The organism is Bradyrhizobium sp. SZCCHNRI1029 (assembly GCF_032487555.1).
Classification (GTDB): domain Bacteria; phylum Pseudomonadota; class Alphaproteobacteria; order Rhizobiales; family Xanthobacteraceae; genus Bradyrhizobium.
The window spans coordinates 34721-52937 of sequence record NZ_JAUEUK010000004.1; the positions used below are offsets into that span (position 1 = coordinate 34721).

Here is an 18217-nt window from a genome sequence, read left to right on the forward strand (position 1 = left end):
GACTGCGGCGATTTCACTTTCGGTTTCGAGTTAAACACAAACGAAAGTGAAAGCAAATCGAAATTCGCATGTTGGGCCGCGGTTGGGCAAAACCTGCCCAAACCGGGATCAAGGAGCCTGCGAGAGTGGCGGAAAGTCAGGCGCGGCGGAGCACGGCGGACCCCGCCGTTTCGGTTGCCTCCGCGGCGTCGTCGGCCTCGTCGGCGGACATCGCCGAGACCACCTCGATGCCGCGGCTATGGCAGAGGCTGGCCAGTCCGTCCGGCAGCGGCCGGTCGGTGACGAAGGTCTGGATCTGGCTGAGATGGGCGATGCGCACCGGCGCGCTGCGGTGGAGCTTGGTGGAATCGGCCACCAGCATCACGCTGCGGGCATTGGCGATGATCGCCTGCGCCACCTGGACCTCGCGATAGTCGAAGTCGAGCAGCGCGCCCTCCTCGTCGATCGCGGATGCGCCGATGATCGCATAGTCGACCTTGAACTGGCCGATCAGCTGCGTCGCGGTCGATCCGATCACGCCGCCGTCTGAGCGCCGCACCGTGCCGCCGGCCACGATCACCTCGATGCGCGGATGCGGATAGAGCAGCATCGCGACGTTGAGATTGTTGGTGATGACGAGCAGGTCCTGGTGCGACGACAGCGCGCTCGCCACCTCCTCCGTCGTGGTGCCGATATTGATGAACAGCGAGGAGCCGTTCGGAATCCGCGCGGCTGCGACCGCACCGATCGCCTTCTTCTCGTCGGCAGCGACGAAGCGCCGCGCCTCGTAGGCGAGATTCTCGACGCCGGAGGCGATGATGGCCCCGCCATGGATGCGCGTCAGCGCGCGCTGCTCGCACAGATCGTTGAGGTCCTTGCGGATGGTCTGGGCCGAGACTTCGAAGCGGCGCGCGAGATCCTCCACCATGACGCGGCCGGAGGCGCGCGCGATGTTGAGGATGTCGGTCTGACGTTGAGAGAGGACGGCCATGGCAAGCTTTCGGGGACAAGCTGCACCATGGTGATGCTGATCGAGTCAAGCGTCAATCGGCAAGCACTGGGCGCATCGCAGCAATCGCCTGAAACGTCGCGCGCGGTCTGGTCCGGCCGACGTCCACCGCGTGCGCCCGTCTGCTCAGGCGGCTGCGCTCAGCTCGCCGGTCACGAGCCGAATCGCGGCGCGTTCGGCTTCGCGGGCATTGCGAAACACCTGGCCCTCGAGGGCATTGAAGCGATGGGACGCCGCGAAGAAGCGGAAGCCGCCGCGGTCGCGGACGACGATCCCCGCCGCCTGGGAGCTGACCTCGATGATGTAGGTGTCGGACATTGCGCAATCCCGTCGTTCATTCCGGGGCGTATAACCGAGCTCCATGACGAATGTTCCGTGCAGGGAGCCACCGGCTATTCCGATGTGAATGCCAACAGGAAATTGTGTGGATGTTATGTTGGCTGCGCTGCACGCACTCACGCCGTGCCCCCTTGCCGAATCAGTGCGGATCATCCGGCACGAGCGTCACCTTGCGCAGCGACGCATCGGCTCCGCCGAGACGGTGTTGATGCTGACCAAGCAACTGATAGATCGTGCGCAGATCCCTCAACACCTCGACGTGATGTTCACGAAACGCGCTGAGCTGATTCTCGTAGACGCAAATCCTGCGCTCGGCGTGGAGAAGCCGCTGCTGCAGCTTCTTCAGGACCTGCAAGGTCAGTTTCTCGTCAACGTCCGACATGGACTTCCTCCCACCCTGTTCGCGCAACACGCCCCCGCCGTTTCCTCTGTGCCGGCAATTTTTTCCGGCTGGCATTTTTTGCCTTGTGGATCGAAAACGAACTGCCGTCAGCGCTGCTCGTCCGAATGTGTCACTCGAAGCACGCAATACGGCAGAGACGCGGCAACGCGCAGCCAAGCAACCAGAACTTGCAATTATCGTAAAGACGCTCGCCCTGTGGACAAGGCGCATCTCGCGCGAGAGTGATCGCAGCAGACGCCGAGCGCGCATGCTCGGCCTTCGCGTCTCCGTCCCGCCCGACCCAAACAAACGCGTATCGCCGGATCGCGGTTCCTTATGCCGAGCGAGCGACATATGCGGCGGATTAACAGAGGTTACTTGCGCCGACAGACCGCGAATGTGATCAGGCTGTGACGGAGCCGTCGCGCCTGATCGGCTGCGGCCGGCCATCGTCGTCGATCGACACGTAGGTGAAGTTGCCGTCGGTGACGAGGATCGGCTGCTCCTCCTTCCGGCGCAGCACCCAGGCTTCGAGACGCACCGTCATCGAGGTGCGGCCGACGCGGACGAGATGCGCATAGACCGAAACGAGATCGCCGACATACACCGCCTTGCGGAAGTTCATCGCCTCGATCGCGACCGTCACCGTGCGCGACTTCGCGACCTTGGCGGCGTACACGCCGCCGCCGACGTCCATCTGGCTGAGCAGCCAGCCGCCGAAGATGTCGCCATTGGCATTGGTGTCGGCCGGCATCGCCAGGGTGCGGATGCAGAGATCGCCGCGGGGCTCGGTCGGCGCGGACAGCGCGGCATGGACGGTCGCTTCGGTCACGTCGGGTGGTCTCCAATTGCAGCAGCGTTCAAGAGGCGCAAGTCCGTCAGTCCGGCCTCGCCATTTCGAACATCGCCTCCTGCATGATCTCGAAATAGTCGCCGCGACGCCCGGCACGGACGATCGGATGCGCCAGCGCCGTCTGGTAGACGCCATCCTTGATCAGCGTCTTGTCGATATGCACGCCGACCACCTCGCCGAGCGTCAGCCAGGCCTGCGCCTTGGCACCGTCGGCGCCCTGCAGCTGGATGATCTGCGTCACCTTGCACTCGAACGCGACAGGGCTTTCGCCGACGCGCGGCACGTTGACGAACTTGCAAGCTACCGGCGTCACGCCCGCAAGCTTGAACTCGTCGACCTCGCGCGCGACATGCGCGGCGGTCGCATTCATCTGCGTCGCCAGGCCGCGCGTCACCAGGTTCCAGACGAACTCGCCGGTGTCCTGGATGTTGGCGACCGAGTCCTTCCACTGCGTCGAGGAGAAGCCGATGATCGGCGGCGTGTAGTTGAAGGCGTTGAAAAAGCTGTACGGCGCAAGGTTGACGTGACCGTCCGGATCACGCGACGAGATCCAGCCGATCGGACGCGGCGCGACGATGGCGTTGAAGGGATCGTGGCGCAGGCCGTGGCCGTTCTTCGGTTCGTAGAAATGCAGATCCCGTTCGGTCACGCCGTCGTCCCTTCCGTCATTGCGGGGAGCGCAAGCGACGAAGCTTCGCTCGAATGACGGCGAACTTAGCTTGCAGCGCGCCTGGAACCAAGGCCTGACAGCACGAAATCGATCATCTCGTCGATCGTCGGGCCCGGCTTGGTCGCGCATTGCGCGATCATCTGCGGATGGAAGAAGCGCATCATCGCGGTCGTCGCACATTTTGCCGCCAGCGGCAGATCGGTGACCACGAATTCGCCGGACGCCGCGCCCTGCCCGATCACCCGGCCGATGATTTCGGTGATCAGCAGCATGTGCGCCTCGCAGACGTCCCAGCTCTCCTCCATCGCCACCGCGACCATCTCGTGCAGCTTGCTGTCGCCGACATAGCGCTCGGTGTTCATGCGATGGATCGTGCCGAGCAGCTCGCGCAGCCGCGGCGCCGCCGGGCCGGGCCGCTCCGCAATCATGATGGCGGCCGCCTCGACCTGGGCCATCAGCGTGTGGGCGACCCCCCGGTGGATCGCCTTCTTGGAGTCGAAGAACCGGTAGACATTCGCCGGGCTCATACGGAGCTCCTTGGCGATGTCGGCGACGGTCGTCTTCTGGTAGCCGATCTGTCGAAACAGGCGCTCAGCAACGACGAGAATGCGCTCGTGCGTATCGGATTCGATATGGTCGGAAACCAGGGTCATCATGCCTGCGATCTTGTTGGTCCTTCATTCGGCGGCCTCGGCCAGAGGAAGCGCGGGCCTCGGCACGTCAGTGTGCTGCGCTGCGGAATGATCCGCGTCTTTCGCTCCGCGCTCGTCGAGACTCTTGCGGAACCATAGGGCATACAATCCAGGCAAGTACAGCAGCGTCAGGAAGGTTGCAACGAACAACCCGCCCATGATGGTGATCGCCATCGGGCCCCAGAACGCCGAGCGCGACAGCGGGATCATGGCGAGGATCGCGGCGAGCGCGGTCAGCACCACGGGGCGGGCACGGCGCACCGTGGCCTCGATGATCGCCTCCTTGCGGGTCAGGCCATGGGCAACGTCGGTCTCGATCTGATCGACCAGGATCACCGCGTTGCGCATGATCATGCCGGCGAGCGCGATCAGGCCGAGCAGCGCCACGAAGCCGAACGGCGCGTTGGCGACATTGAGCCCGAGCGAGGCGCCGACGATGCCGAGCGGCGCGGTCAGGAACACCAGGATCAGCCGTGAGAAGCTCTGCAGCTGGATCATCAGCAGGGTCAGCATCACGATGACCATCAGCGGAAACAGCACGAAGATCGAGGCATTGCCCTTGGCGGATTCCTCGAACGCGCCGCCGGCCTCGATCCGGTAGGCGGGCGCGAGGTGGTTGCGGATATCCTGCAGCTTCGGCGAGATCTGGTTGGTGACATCCGGCGCCTGGACGCCATCCGCCACGTCGGCGCGCACCGTGATCGCCATGTCGCGGTTGCGACGCCACAGGATCGGCTCCTCGTGGGAATACTCGATCTTGGCGATCTGCTGCAGCGGCACGGCCACGCCGTTCTTCGAGGTGATGGTGAGGTCGCCGACATGGGCGAGATCCAGCCGTTCGGACGGCGCCGCACGGGCGACGACGCCGACCTTCTCGATGCCGTCACGGATGGTCGTGACCTGCACGCCGGAGATCAGCATCGCCAGCGACTGCGACACGTCCTGCGGGGTCAGGCCGAGCGCGCGGGCACGATCCTGGTCGACGACCAGCTTGAGGTAGGGCGACTGCTCGTTCCAGTCGAGCTGCGGATCCCTGACATTCGGGTTCTGGCGCATGACGTCGCGCACCTGATGGGCGATCTCGCGCACCTTCGCCGCATCCGGGCCAATGACGCGGAACTGGACCGGGAAGCCGACCGGCGGACCGAAATTGAAGCGATCGACGCGGACGCGCGCTTCGTTCAGCTCGCCATTCGCAGCCGCGGTCTCGATCTTGGCCTTGATGCGCTCGCGCGCGGCGACGTCCTTGGCGACGATCACGATCTCGGCGAAGGCCTCGTTCGGAAGTTGCGGGTTGAGGCCGAGCCAGAACCGCGGCGAGCCCTGCCCGACATAGGCGGTGTAGGTCTCGATGTCCTTGTCGTCCTTGAGCAGCTTCTCTGCTGATTTGGCAGCCTTCTCGGTGACACCGAATGCGGTGCCCTCCGGCAGCCGCAACTGCAGGAACAGCTCGGGGCGTTCCGACAGCGGGAAGAACTGCTGCTGGACGTGGCCGAAGGCCACGATCGATGCCGCGAACACGCCGACCGTCGCAGCGACTGTGGTGATGCGGTGATCGACGCACCAGCGGATCACGCGGCGCAGGCCGCGATACATGCGCGTATCGTAGATCGCGTGCTCATCATGGTCGTGATGAACCTTGATGTCGGGCAGCAGCTTGACGCCGATATAGGGCGTGAAGATCACCGCGACGAACCACGACGCGACCAGCGCGATGGCGACGATCCAGAAGATGCTGCCGGCATATTCGCCGACCGCCGAATTGGCAAAGCCGATCGGCAGGAAGCCGGCGGCCGTGACCAGGGTGCCGGTCAGCATCGGGAATGCGGTGGATTCCCAGGCAAACGACGCGGCGCGCATCCGGTCCCAGCCCTGCTCCATCTTCACCACCATCATCTCGACCGCGATGATGGCATCGTCGACCAGCAGGCCGAGCGCGATGATGAGGGCGCCGAGCGAGATGCGGTGCAGGTTGAGCCCCATGATGTTCATGACGATGAAGACGAGTCCGAGCACCAGCGGCACCGACAGCGCCACCACGATGCCGGTGCGCCATCCCAGCGCCAGGAACGACACGAACAGCACGATCACCAGCGCCTCGACGAACGAGTGCACGAACTCGCTGACGGCGTGCTCGACCACCTTGGGCTGGTCTGCGATCTGCTCGATCTCGATGCCCTGCGGCACGGCCTTCATGAAATCGTCGGCGGCGGCGTGCACCTCCTTGCCGAGCTCCAGGATGTTGGCCTCCTTGGCCGTGACCACGCCGATGCCGAGCGCGGGCTTGCCCTCCTGCCGCACCTTGAAGCTCGGCGGATCGACGTAGCCGTGGGTGACGGTCGCGATGTCGCCGAGCCGGAACACGCGTCCGTTGCTTTCGACCGGCGTCTCCGCCACCGCCTTGGCGCCGTCGAGCGCGCCGGTGACGCGCAGCGGCACGCGCTGCGACGAGGTCTCGACCGTGCCGGCCGGGGTCACATTGTTCTGCTTGGCCAACGAATCGAACAGGGCCTGCGGTGTGACGCCGAGCGTGGCGAGCTTGGCATGGCTGAACTCGACATAGATGCGCTCGTCCTGGGTGCCGTAGAGATTGACCTTGGTGACGCCGGTGACCTTGAGCAGGCGCTGGCGCAGGCCTTCGGCGGTCTTCTTCAATTGCGCATAATCGGCGCCGTCGCCGGTCATCATGAACAAGATGGAATCGACGTCGGAGAACTCGTCATTGACGAACGGCCCGACGATGCCCGACGGCAGCGACGACTGCACGTCGTCGAGCTTCTTGCGGATCAGGTAGAACAGATGCGGCACCTCTGCCGGCGGCGTCGAATCGCGGAAGGTCACCTGCATCGCGGTGAAGGCCGGCTTCGAATAGGTCTGCACCTTCTCGAAGTAAGGCAGCTCCTGCAGCTTCTTCTCGATGGGGTCGGCGACCTGGCTCTGCATCTCGGCCGCCGTCGCGCCCGGCCACATCACCGAGACGTTGACGACCTTGACGGTGAAGAACGGATCTTCGGCACGGCCGAGCTTCTGATAGGAGAAGAAGCCGGCGACGCCGAGCGCGATGATCAGGAACAGCACCAGCGGCGGATGATTGACCGCCCAGGCCGACAGGTTGAACCGCTTCATGGGTGCTCTCCGATGATCCGATATCGCTATTCCAGGCCATTCTCAGTGATCGTCATTGCGAGCGAAGCGACTTGTCCGCCATAGCCCGAAGGGCGACGGTGGAAGCAATCCAGGAATCCTTCCGTGGAAACAGTCTGGATTGCTTCGTCGCTTCGCTCCTCGCAATGACAACCATTACTTTCGTCATTCCGGGGCGATGCGAAGCATCGAACCCGGAATCTCGAGGTTCCGGGTTCGCACTGCGTGCGCCCGGAACGACAGGAGAACTAGAACGTCAGCGCTGACACGACCCGCACCTTCTGGGCGGGATCGATCTTCTGCACGCCGAGCGCCACGACCTTGTCGCCCTCGTCGACGCCTGACGTGACGAGCACATCCTTGCTGTCATAGGCCTTCACCTTCACCGGCTTCAGCGTCACCTCGCCCTTGTCGTTGACGACATAGAGCGACGGATCGCGGCCCTCGCTGAACAGCGCCGACAGCGGCAGCCGCGCGACGCGCGTGGTGGCGGGATCGGCGAGCGTCAAGGTCGCGGTCATACCGAGCGAGACGGCTTCGCCGGCGTCCGGCAGCGAGAACTTGGCGAGATAGGTGCGCGTCGCGGAATCGGCGGTGGGCGCGATCTCGCGCAGCTTCGCCGCATATTTCTTGTCGGCTTCCGACCACAGCGTGACGTAGGCGCTACCGGTCTTGGCGCGTTCGAGCAGGGTCTCCGGGATCGCGACCACCGCCTCCTTCTCTGCGAAACGCGCGACACGGATCGCCGCCTGGCCGGCGGCAACGACCACGCCTGGCTCGATCATGCTCGCGGTGACGACACCGCGCGCGTCCGCAACCAGCGTCGCGTAGGACAGCGAGTTGCGGGTCAGTTCGACCGAGCGTTCGGCACGGTTGAGCCGTGCCCTCGCCTCGTCGGCGGACGCCCTGGCCTGGTCCATCTGAGCATCGGTGGTCCAGCCCTTGGCCCGCAGCTCCTTGGCTCGGGTCTCGGCGGCGGACGCCTGCGCAAGCACGCCGGTGGCGGCGCGGAATTCGGCTTCGGCCTGCTCGGCCTGGAGCTTCAGGTCGACCTCGTCGAGCGTGGCGAGCGGCTGGCCGACATCGACGGTCTGGCCGACCTCGACCAGGCGCTTGGCGACCTTGCCGGCGACGCGGAAGCCGATATCGGCCTCGATGCGCGGCCTGATGGTGCCGACGAAGCTGCGTTCAGGCGTCTCGGCCTCGTAATGCACGGGGGCGACCAGCACCGGCCGGATCGGCTCGGCTTTCTGGGCGACGGTTTCATTGCACCCGGCCAGGGCGACGGCCATGGTGGCCAGCGCAAGACCAGTCAACAGCTTGGTATAGCTCGCGAAAATCAGGCGGATCAACATGGGGCACCCTCGCTGCAGTTGCGAGGAAGTGTCGAATGTTGAGTGACGATTGTCAATATTCGTCAGTGATCATGACTTCGTGAACATCTGGACATGTTGCCGCAGGTGCTCATTGGCGCGGCAGGCAGGCTCTGAACTGCGTCAATGCCCATCCCCGCCGTCCTTTCGGGGCCGTGCCGGACAACGGTCGAAAGCCGAATGCCGATCACAGCATGCACGTGGGACTCACTCCGCCGGCGCCTGGTCCGCGAATTCGACCCTGCTCTCATGGCCGCCGAAGAACACGAGCAGCCCGGCGATCAGCGGCAACACCGACAGCGCGAGCAGGCCGTGGGTGGTGGAGCCGGTGGTGTCCTTGATCCAGCCGACCAGATAGGGACCGCCGAAGCCGGCGAGATTGCCGATCGAGTTGATCAGCGCGATGGCGCCGGCCGCGGCCGTGCCCGACAGCCACGCCGTGGGCAAGGTCCAGAACACGCCGAAGACGCAGAACACGCCGATCGCGGCGACCGTCAGCGCGACCATGGTGAGCGTGGGATCGCCGATCACGCTCGAGGCGGCCAGCGCGACAGCGATCAGGATCAGCGGCGCGCCGACATGGATCACGCGCTCGCGCGTCGCATCGGAATGCCGCGCCCACAGGATCATCGCGACGGTGCCGAACGCATAGGGGATCGCGGTGACGAAGCCGGTCTGCACATTGCTCAGTCCGAACGCCTTGACGATCTGCGGCAGCCAGAACTGCATGCCGTAGAGCGCGCCGACGAAGCCGAAATAGATCAGGCTGAGCACGATCACCTTGGGCGACGACAGCGCCTCACCGAGCGTCATGTGTCCGGCGGCCTGCTTCGCCGCCGTTTCGGCCTCGAGCCTTGCCGCGAGCCAGGCCTTCTGCTCCGCCGACAGCCAGGCCGCGTGCTCCGGCCGGTCGGTCAAATAGAACCAGGTGACGACGCCGAGGATGATGGACGGAATTCCCTCGATGATGAACAGCCACTGCCAGCCCTGCAGCCCCATCAGGCCGTGCATGCCGAGCAGCAGGCCGGAGACGGGCGCGCCGATCACGGTCGAAATCGGCACGGCAACCGCGAAGGCGGCGAGGAAGCGCGCACGATACTGCGCGGGATACCAGTAAGTGAGATAGAGGATGATGCCGGGAAAGAATCCGGCCTCGGCGACGCCGAGCAGGAAGCGCAGCGTGTAGAAGCTCCAGGGGCCCGAGACCACGGCCATCAGCGCCGAGATGATCCCCCAGGTCACCATGATGCGGGCGATCCAGCGGCTGGCGCCGAACTTCTCCAGCGCGAGATTGCTCGGCACCTCGAAGATGAAATAGCCGATGAAGAAGATGCCCGCGCCCCAGGCGAACACCAGCGGCGAGAATTTCAGCTCCGCGTTCATGGTCAGCGCGGCGAAGCCGAGATTGACGCGATCCAGATAGGAGAAGAAATAGGCCAGCACCAGAAAGGGAATCAGCCGCCAGGAGATCGCGCGGATGGTCGCGGCCTCGATGTCGGAGCGGCCAGGTGCGGCCGGAGTGGTGGCGGACGGACTCATCGATCTCCTCCCGGGAGCTTTCTGGACATTGATAGTTGAAGGCGGTGTTGAGCATCGGTCGTGGCAAGTCAATCGGAAAACCTGACATCCCACAGCCCGTCGGCGCATCGCGGGGGCGCGGCGCGCGCATGACGCCGCTATCCTCCTGGTGGCCGCCGCGCGCCGGCAAGCGCCGCCGCGCCGCGATGGCGTTTGCGACGGCACTGATCATGATCGCGCTCGGGCTCGCACTGCGCTTCGCCGGTCTCGGCCTCGGAGCGCCCGCCTTCATCGTCAAGTATGGCGGCTCCCTCCTCTGGGCGACGATGGTTTACATGCTGCTCGTCGCGCTGCTGCCGCGGATGTCACCGTGGCAGATCGGCGGGCTGGCGCTCGCCGTCACCGTGATCGTCGAGGCCAGCCGTCTGGTCCACACGCCGTGGCTCGACGGCTTCCGCCTGACGCTTGCAGGTGCGCTGCTGCTCGGCCGCATCTTCTCGCTCTGGAACATCGTCGTCTATGCCGCCGGCATACTGCTCGGCATCGCCGTCGATCGCGCGGCGATGCGCCGCGCATTGCCGTAGGTGCGCCGGCAGGAAAGGACGATGCGCATCACTTGAACGGCAGGTCGACCCGCAGCGTCGAGACGCTCAATTCGGCCCGGCCGCAACGCGGCTGAAGAAGGCGTCGAGCTCCTCGGCCAGAACGGCCGGCTGTTCTTCCGGAATGTAGTGGCCGCAGCAGGCGATGGTGATGCCTTCGACATGGTGGGCAAACTCCCTGAGCGGCGCCGCCATGTCCACGATCGAGCCCTGGTCGGAGCCGATGGCCAGCAGCGGCGGCTTCAGCCTGCCCCTGGCATTCAGCTCCCGGTTCTGGCGCGCCGACAGCGCAGCAGAACGATAATAGGCCAGCCCGGCGCGCAGGCCGCCGGCCTTGGTCAGCACGCGGCCATACTCATCGAGGTCGCTCTCCAGGAACGTCTGGGGATTGGCCGCCTTTCGACGCAGGAACCAACTGAGATAGTCGCGTTCGCGCCCTTGGATCAGAAACTCCGGAAGCTCAGCGAGACCATGAAACGCAAAGTGCCAAGTCCGCCACGCGCGTTCCGGCGCGAATGGCAGTGCGTCGGGCAAGGTAACGCCGGGAATGCCGGCATCGAGCAGGGCCAGGCTGCGCAGTTCAGCCTCGAACAGCAGCGCATAGGGATAGGCCACCCATGCGCCGATGTCGTGGGCCGCGAGATGATAGCGCGTGGCGCCGAGCCGTTGCAGCAGTCGATGCACCGCCGTGGCCAGGGTCTGCGTATCATAGCCGTCCGCCGGCCGGTCCGAGTCGCCCTGCCCCGGGAGGTCCACCGCGATCACCCGATAGCGCGGCGCGAGCAGCGGCATGACCCTGCGCCAGGCGAACCAGCTCTCGGGAAAGCCGGCGAGCAGCACGACGATCTCGCCATCAGGCCGGCCACCGCTGACATAGTGCAGCCGGGTGCCGTCGATGGTCTCGAACCGATGCTCGAAGCCGGGCAGCGACGCTTCCGCCCGAGACAGCGGCTCCGCCGCGACGACCCGCGAGGCGTCGGCTTCGGCTGTCACGTTCGACTGATGACGCATGATGTTTCTCCTTTATAGAACGATTGTTTCCTATTTAAACGAAAGCTCAACCGAGCAGGGCATCGGCCTGGCTCGCGACAGCCATCATCTCGCTCTTGCCGCGCCCGGTCTTGCCGACCACGCGCAAGCCCTGGATCATGCAGAACAGAGCGCCGGCGACGACGTCGGCATCGAGCCCCGGCCGGATGGATCCATCGGCTTGCCCGAGCCTGATCAAGTCGCGCAACAGCGCCTCGACGCGGCGCAGTGCGCCCCGGACCTTCGCCACGGACTCGGCGTCGAGGCTGGCGAGCTCCGCCGCGCTGGTGACGACCATGCAACCGCGCCGGCCCTCGCCGTCACTGGCGGACTCGGCATAGAACTGCAGCAAGGCCCGCAGCTTGTCGCGGCCGCTGTGCTGCGCATCGAGACGTTCGCGCACCTGTCGGTCACGCCGCGCGATGTAGTAATCGAGTGTCGCGAGGAAGATCGCGCGCTTGTCCTGGAACGCCTTGTAGAGACTTCCCGTCGCGAGCTTCATCGCGACGCGTAGCTCGGCCAGCGATGCCGCGTGGTAGCCGCGCTCGCTGAAGACCACCAGCGCCCTGCTCAAGGCGGTATCCATGTCAAACTCGCGCGGCCGGCCAGGCCCACGGCGCTCGACGGCATCCTTCGGAGACTTCATCATGGCCGGATAATAGGAAACAATCATTCCCAATTCAAGCGAAAACGGACCCGTTGCTCCCGGCCTCAATCTCCAAGCTGAAACTTCTGGAACCGGTGCAGCTCATCCTCGATCACCCGCTTCAGCGCCTTGCGCCGCTCGCCACGCGCGGCCTTGCCCTGGCCGACCCAGCTCCATTTCTGCATCAGGAGCTTGCCGTTCTGGCGGTCGGTCTTGAGGTCGAGCGCGGCGACGATCTCGTCGCCGACCAGGACGGGCAGCGCGAAATAGCCGAACAGGCGCTTGTCCTTCGGGACATAGGCCTCGAAGCGATGATCGTAGTCGAAGATCGCCTGCGTCCGCTTGCGCTGGATGATCAGCGGATCGAACGGCGACAGAATGTGCACGCGCGCCGGATCGATCTCGATCGGCGCTGCCAATGCAGCAGGCGTGATCCAGTGCTCCTGCTTGCCGGCGCCCTCCGCCGTCACCGGCAGCAGCTCGCCGCGCCGGACCCTGGCATCGATGACCCGCCGTACCGCGGCCTTGCTTGGCGCATTGAGATGGCAGAGCGAATCGAGGCTGACGACGCCTTGGGCGCGCAAGCCGCGGTCGAGCAGATAGGTTGCGATCTCGCGATCATTGGCGCCCTTCGGCAGCCGTTCCCAGCCGAAATGCCGGGTGGTGAGGTCGTAGGTCTTGAGCATGCCGTCGCGGCCCGACACCGTCAGCACGCCCTCGTAGAAGCCGAGCTGCAGCGCGCGCTTCGACGGCTTGCGGCTGGCCCAGGCGTGGTCCTTCTCGCGCAGAACGTCGTCGTCGATGTCGCGGATCGTCAGCGCGCCGCCTTGGCGGATCAGCCGCATGACCTTGCGCGTATCCTCAGGCTTCACGGTCGTGAGCCAGCGATGGCCCTCGCGGCGGTGGCGGCGCATCGCCGGAACGAAGTAGCGGAAGTCCTGCACAGGAATATAGGACAGCGCGTGGGTCCAATATTCGAAGACGGTCTTGTCGGTGCTCTGCGCCTGCCTGAGATCGGCGCGGCGATAGGCGGGAATGCGGCTGAACAGGATGTGGTGATGGCAGCGCTCGATGACGTTGATGGTGTCGATCTGCACATAGCCGAGATGGGCAATGGCGGCGGCGACCGCCTCGGGGCCCGCGCCGAACGGCGCCTCGGCATCGAGCCGCTGCGCGCGCAGCCAGATGCGGCGCGCCTGCGGCTTGGGGAGCGGGATGGGCGTGGAAACGGCGGGCATGCCGCGCAATGGTGCGAGATTCGCCCCCGCTCCCGCAACGGCAAATCAGGCCGGCGAGATCCCCTAGCGGAACCTCAAGGCTTGGACTTGTCCGGAATGCTGCCGGTGGCGATCTCGGCCTTGCAGCTGGCGCGGCCGGGATCCGGCGCACGGCACTTGTAGATGCGGCCGGTCAGGCGGTCGACCAGCCAGGCCGTATCCTCGGAGGGACTTTCCAGGCCGACATAGCGGTTGCCGACCGCAGTGATCAGCGTCGACAGCAGGATCGATGCCGCTATGATGCCAGCTCCGATCAGCGTCGACATGGAACCCACTGATCCCGTCTGATCCTGACTGCTTGCCCGATGGGACTGATAGTCGCGCCTGTGCGATGGGTTGAACACGGCTTTGCTTTTCTGTTCGCGTTTCTTTGACTACGAATCCACTCGCCGTTCGCGTCCCTCAGGTTTGCGATTTTTCCCGGCGAGCGCTATCCGGTAGAACCGCATCTGGCCGATTTGTTGTTCGCGGACCGGCCACCTGCCGATCGCTTTGCGGCAGCGCGCGGCGCATCCCGCAGACCACTCGCTTCGCCCCTCAAGGGCCGCCCGGTCCGGCAACGTGACGTCGATCACATTTGATGCTTTGAACCCGTTCTATCGTTCACGCATCCAATGGCCATAGGGCATGACGACCCGAGGATAACGACGATGACCCCATATTTTGGACGCTTTGCAGTTCAGGCGGCGGCGTTCTCCGCCATGCTGGCGATCGGCGCAGGCACCGCGCTCGCCGGCGAGGCCGTGTCGGCCGACAAGATCCTCAACGCGCTGAAGCCGAAGGCCGTGACGCGCGGCATTTCGGTCGGACCGCAGGCGACCCCGCAGGCCGACGCGGCAGCGCAGGCGAAGCAAGCGGCCTTCATCGACAGCATGCGCAACCGCAAGACCCGCTCGCTGTCGCTCGGCGAGCGCGAGCAGATTGCCGAGATCGCGGCCACCAAGCCCAAGATCGATCTCGAGATCCAGTTCGACTACAACTCGGCCGAGATCAGCAAGGCCTCGATGCCGGCCGTGCAGGAGCTCGGCAAGGCGCTGTCCGATCCGAACCTGAAGGGCTCGACCTTCGTGGTCGCCGGCCATACCGACGGCATCGGCAGCGACGGCTTCAACCAGGATCTCTCCGAGCGCCGTGCCGACACCATCAAACGCTATCTGGTCGAGAAGTTCGCCCTCCCCGGCCAGGACCTCGTCACGGTCGGCTATGGCAAGACCAAGCTCAAGGACGCGGCCAACCCGGCCGATCCGCTCAACCGGCGGGTCCAGGTCGTCAACATGGACACCAAAACCGCGGCGAAGTGAGCGCTCCGCCGCGCATCGCCCCGCCTGCCCACGGTCCCTGGCGGGCGGGGCGCTTTTTGTCCGGTTTCAGATCCAGCTCTGGAACAGCATCAACCGGGTGAAGGTCTGCATCGTCGTGCCGATGAAGGCGGCGCTGACCGGCAGCATCGCGACGAAGCCCAGGATCGCGACGGCGACATAGCTCAACAGCACCCAGCGCGGCCAGCGGGTCAGCACATGGACGAGCGCGAGGCTCGCCAGCGTCGCCGACGGCAGGTAGTAGTAGATGAAGCTCAGCGCGCGCGGCAGCAGCGCCCAGGGCAGATAGCAGCCGAGATAGAACGCCAGGATCAGGAACGCCGTCGCGCTGCGCGTCGCGATGAAATCCCGGACGCAGATCGCGATCGCCGCAAGCGCCGGCCACAGCACCAGCGGATTGCCGAGCAGCACCACCGCGGCGATGTCGGTGTCGCTCGTCTTGTCGAACAGGAACCAGACCGGACGGACCAGCAGCGGCCAGGTCGGCCACGCGCTCATATAGGTGTGGCCGGCGATCGCCGTGGTGACGCTGTCGTCAAAGATGCGCCGCTGCGCCTCGAAGATGCCCACGACGGACAGGCCGTGCAGCGGGACGAAGGTCGCGAGATAGCAGACGGTGGGCATCGCGACGAGGCACAGCACGATCTGCAGCCAGCTCAGTTGCGGCCATTGCTCGGGCCGATACCAGTCGGTCGGCTCGCCATCGCCAAACGAGGTCTGCCAATGCTGCAACAGCTTGATGAGACCGACGATGAGAAGCGCCGTCAGCAGCGGAAACAGCCCGCTCCATTTGCAGGCGATCGCAAGGCCGAACAGCGCGCCCGCCAGCGCGAACACGACCTGCGGCCGGCGCTGCCGGAACGAAAACAGAAAGGCCGCGATCCCGAGCAGGCTGAAGGCGAGCGCGCCGATGTCGAGCATCGCGATGCGCGCCTGCACGAACAGCATCTGGTTGAAGGCCGCGAGCAGCGCCGCCGCAATGGCGGGCCATTGCGCCGCGAACAGCGCCAGGCCGCACAGATAGATCGCGGCCACGGCGAGCCCGCCGAGCACGGTACCGGGATAGCGCCATGCGAAGGCGTTATCGCCGAACGTCCTGATCGACAGCGCAATCAGCTCCTTGGCGAGCGGCGGATGCATCGGGTTGAGCTGCGGCGTCGCCGGCGCCAGTCCCAGCATCTGCCGCGCCGCCGGCACGTAATGCACCTCGTCGAAGACGAATTTCGGCGGCGAGGCGAGCCCGATCATCAGCACGACGTGCGCGATCGCGAAGATCAGCAATGTCGTCATCACACAGCGGCGGACCGACAGAGCGCCATCCTGCGCAACCTCGCCGTCCTCTTCGTCGTCATCGCGGCGAGCAGCAGATACCTTCATGGGCCTCCGCGTTGAACTGATCTCACGGTGGCGGCAACTAACCACCGAACGGTCATAGAGGCAAACTTGTGCCTATTTTACAACAACCCCGCGCGCCGTCTTCGGCTAGATTGGGCAAGGAACAATCTTCGGTGTGGATATGAATCAGCGTCGCCGAGCCTGTGTCGCTGCAATCTCGGCCGCCGCCCTGCTGGGCTTGGCGGGCGGGGCAAGCGCCGACGGCCGCATCGGCGAGGCCGTGCTGGTGCAGAAGGACGTGCTGCGCGTGGCAGGCGCGTCGAGCAGTCCGATCAATGTCGGCGACGGCGTCGTGCGCAACGAGACGGTGCGCACCGGCAATGACAGCGCCGCGCGGCTCGTCATGATCGACAGCACCAATCTCTCGCTCGGCGCCAACGCCACCCTGACGCTTGACCGCACCGTCTTCAACGACGAGACCAGCTATCGCGACATGGCGATCCGGCTCGGCACTGGCGCGTTCCGCTTCGTCACCGGCCATTCCGAGAAAACCGCCTACAAGATCAACACGCCGCTCGCGACCATCGGCGTGCGCGGCACCATCCTCGACATCCGCTCGCAGCGCGGCCAGACCATGGTCGTGCTGCAGGAAGGCGCTTCGCGGGTCTGCACCCTCACCTTCCAATGCCTCGAGCTGACGCAGCCGGGCGACACTGCGATCATCACCGCGACCGGCAACGGCCGAAGCGCAATCAAGAAGACCAGCAATCCGTCCTGGAGCTTTGCAGCAACCTGCGCGTCGACATCGGGCCTTTGCACGGTCACCGATCTCGCCAGCAATGCGCCGCCGCAGGACTTCACCGGCATCCTGTGCGGGCGATGACGATGAGAACGCACCGCGGTCAGCTTGCTCTCCTGATGACCGCCATCGCCGGCGGGCTGCTCGCGCTTGCGCTGCAAGCTGCGCCGGCCGCCGCGCAGAGCAGTTGCGGGGTGGACAATTTCGCGGCGGCGCCGTGCCCCACCCCGTCGCCGTCGCCGACCTCCTCGCCCACCGCGACGCCGACGCCGTCGGCCACGCCGACATCGACCTCAAGTCCGACACCGACGCCCTCTCCCTCGATCTCGCCGACCCCGTCGCCGTCGCCCACCGGCGCGGGAAACAGCGCGAACGCGATCAACGGCCTCGCCGACCAGCGCTTCAACCAGATGATCACCAACCGCGTGCTCGGGCTGGTGCTGCTCGGCGTCAACGAGCAGGTCAACTGCAACGACTGCATCAGCGCATTCGGCTCGGCCGGCTCGTTCTCGGCCGGCATCCATGGCCGCAAGCAGCTCACCAACAATCTGGCGCTGCTCGCGGGCCTCGCCTACACGCACTACGACGAGAACGGCTACCACGTGACGTCGGCGCCGATCGGCGCCTTCGCACTGCGCTACGACTTCGTCGACTGGGGCTCGTCGCGGCCGTTCTTCGACGTCGGCACGATCCTGACGCCCTATGAGCGCGTGCGCTACGGCCGGAGCTATGCAACGAGCCTCGGTAACGTCACGGTGGACGGCACCACCACGGCATCGAACTACGCGGTCTACGGCCGCGCCGGCTGGATCAGCCGGCTCTCGCCGCGCGACGAGCTCGCGGCGTCGGTCGAGCTGTGGCAGTTGTGGCAGCACGTCGCCGGCTATCGCGATCCCACGGTGGCCTTCAACCCGTTCGATGCGACGATCGCCGGCGGCACCGACCGCACCAGCCTGGTCAAGGTCGGTGGCCAGTGGACCCACCTGTTCGGCACGAGCATCGAGGCCAACATCAATGGCGGCTACGTCCAGTCGTTCGCGACCAGCTCCGGCATCGTCGCCACCGTCACCGGCAACGGCACGGTGACGCCGACCATGGGCAACCAGGGCTGGTTCGAATATGGCGGCCGGCTCGGCTTCCGCCTGCCGCAGGGCTGGATCGCCGATCTGTTCGTCAACGGCACGCTCGGCCCGCAGCCGGTCGGCAACACCATCCACGGCGGCATCGGCCTGCGCGTCCATTATTAGCGGC

At 65.5% G+C, this 18217-nt stretch carries 18 protein-coding genes; 4 read left to right on the top strand and 14 right to left on the bottom strand.

Annotated features, from left to right (window positions below; genetic code table 11):
• Positions 1-136: 136 nt before the first annotated feature.
• From QW861_RS12390 to QW861_RS12430, 9 genes are all read right to left on the bottom strand, one after another.
• Entirely contained in the window at positions 137-970 is an 834-nt protein-coding gene (locus tag QW861_RS12390) for a DeoR/GlpR family DNA-binding transcription regulator (protein ID WP_315750374.1), read from the bottom strand.
• 144 nt (positions 971-1114) lie between these two features.
• Positions 1115-1306 carry a hypothetical protein gene (locus tag QW861_RS12395; RefSeq protein ID WP_315717343.1) on the bottom strand — a complete coding sequence of 64 codons (192 nt, stop codon included), beginning with the start codon at positions 1304-1306 and terminating at the stop codon, positions 1115-1117.
• Positions 1307-1466: 160 nt separating this feature from the next.
• A complete protein-coding gene (locus QW861_RS12400; protein WP_315750373.1) occupies positions 1467-1739 on the bottom strand; it encodes a hypothetical protein in 273 nt (90 codons plus the stop codon).
• Positions 1740-2112: 373 nt separating this feature from the next.
• The gene (locus QW861_RS12405) at positions 2113-2541 is read right to left on the bottom strand and encodes an acyl-CoA thioesterase (RefSeq protein ID WP_315717345.1); all 429 of its coding nucleotides are present in this window, start codon (positions 2539-2541) and stop codon (positions 2113-2115) included.
• A 46-nt stretch (positions 2542-2587) separates the two neighbouring features.
• Complete coding sequence (locus QW861_RS12410; RefSeq protein ID WP_315717346.1) at positions 2588-3211, bottom strand: flavin reductase family protein; 624 nt, start codon at positions 3209-3211, stop codon at positions 2588-2590.
• Between the two features lie 65 nt (positions 3212-3276).
• Positions 3277-3888: a TetR/AcrR family transcriptional regulator gene (locus QW861_RS12415; protein ID WP_315750372.1), complete on the bottom strand. Its 612-nt coding sequence runs from the start codon at positions 3886-3888 to the stop codon at positions 3277-3279.
• A gap of 21 nt (positions 3889-3909) precedes the next feature.
• Complete coding sequence (locus QW861_RS12420) at positions 3910-7050, bottom strand: efflux RND transporter permease subunit (protein WP_315750371.1); 3141 nt, start codon at positions 7048-7050, stop codon at positions 3910-3912.
• A gap of 266 nt (positions 7051-7316) precedes the next feature.
• The gene (locus QW861_RS12425; protein WP_315750370.1) at positions 7317-8423 is read right to left on the bottom strand and encodes an efflux RND transporter periplasmic adaptor subunit; all 1107 of its coding nucleotides are present in this window, start codon (positions 8421-8423) and stop codon (positions 7317-7319) included.
• Positions 8424-8648: 225 nt separating this feature from the next.
• Positions 8649-9980 carry an MFS transporter gene (locus QW861_RS12430; RefSeq protein WP_315750369.1) on the bottom strand — a complete coding sequence of 444 codons (1332 nt, stop codon included), beginning with the start codon at positions 9978-9980 and terminating at the stop codon, positions 8649-8651.
• A gap of 128 nt (positions 9981-10108) precedes the next feature.
• On the opposite strand from QW861_RS12430, the gene QW861_RS12435 reads away from it, so the two are divergent.
• Entirely contained in the window at positions 10109-10543 is a 435-nt protein-coding gene (locus QW861_RS12435) for a DUF2809 domain-containing protein (protein WP_315750368.1), read from the top strand.
• Between the two features lie 66 nt (positions 10544-10609).
• On the opposite strand, the gene QW861_RS12440 is transcribed toward QW861_RS12435, so the two are convergent.
• The 4 genes from QW861_RS12440 to QW861_RS12455 form a co-directional block, all read right to left on the bottom strand.
• Positions 10610-11572: an alpha/beta hydrolase gene (locus QW861_RS12440; RefSeq protein ID WP_315750367.1), complete on the bottom strand. Its 963-nt coding sequence runs from the start codon at positions 11570-11572 to the stop codon at positions 10610-10612.
• A 46-nt stretch (positions 11573-11618) separates the two neighbouring features.
• Positions 11619-12176 carry a TetR/AcrR family transcriptional regulator gene (locus QW861_RS12445; RefSeq protein ID WP_315750366.1) on the bottom strand — a complete coding sequence of 186 codons (558 nt, stop codon included), beginning with the start codon at positions 12174-12176 and terminating at the stop codon, positions 11619-11621.
• Between the two features lie 125 nt (positions 12177-12301).
• Positions 12302-13474 carry a winged helix-turn-helix domain-containing protein gene (locus tag QW861_RS12450; RefSeq protein WP_315750365.1) on the bottom strand — a complete coding sequence of 391 codons (1173 nt, stop codon included), beginning with the start codon at positions 13472-13474 and terminating at the stop codon, positions 12302-12304.
• Between the two features lie 74 nt (positions 13475-13548).
• Positions 13549-13779 (bottom strand): hypothetical protein, encoded by a 231-nt coding sequence (locus QW861_RS12455; RefSeq protein WP_315717355.1) that lies wholly within the window; start codon positions 13777-13779, stop codon positions 13549-13551.
• Between the two features lie 384 nt (positions 13780-14163).
• Between QW861_RS12455 and QW861_RS12460 the strand changes: the two genes are divergently transcribed.
• Positions 14164-14814 (top strand): OmpA family protein, encoded by a 651-nt coding sequence (locus QW861_RS12460; protein WP_315717358.1) that lies wholly within the window; start codon positions 14164-14166, stop codon positions 14812-14814.
• A 66-nt stretch (positions 14815-14880) separates the two neighbouring features.
• Here QW861_RS12460 and QW861_RS12465 read toward each other — a convergent pair whose 3' ends face one another.
• Complete coding sequence (locus QW861_RS12465) at positions 14881-16209, bottom strand: phospholipid carrier-dependent glycosyltransferase (RefSeq protein ID WP_315750364.1); 1329 nt, start codon at positions 16207-16209, stop codon at positions 14881-14883.
• Positions 16210-16348: 139 nt separating this feature from the next.
• Between QW861_RS12465 and QW861_RS12470 the strand changes: the two genes are divergently transcribed.
• Together QW861_RS12470 and QW861_RS12475 are read left to right on the top strand one after the other, a co-directional pair.
• Positions 16349-17050, top strand: a complete 702-nt coding sequence (locus tag QW861_RS12470) for a FecR domain-containing protein (RefSeq protein ID WP_315750363.1) — start codon at positions 16349-16351, stop codon at positions 17048-17050.
• A complete protein-coding gene (locus tag QW861_RS12475; RefSeq protein WP_315750362.1) occupies positions 17047-18213 on the top strand; it encodes a hypothetical protein in 1167 nt (388 codons plus the stop codon). The genes QW861_RS12470 and QW861_RS12475 overlap by 4 nt, the downstream gene beginning before the upstream one ends.
• Positions 18214-18217 lie beyond the last annotated feature (4 nt).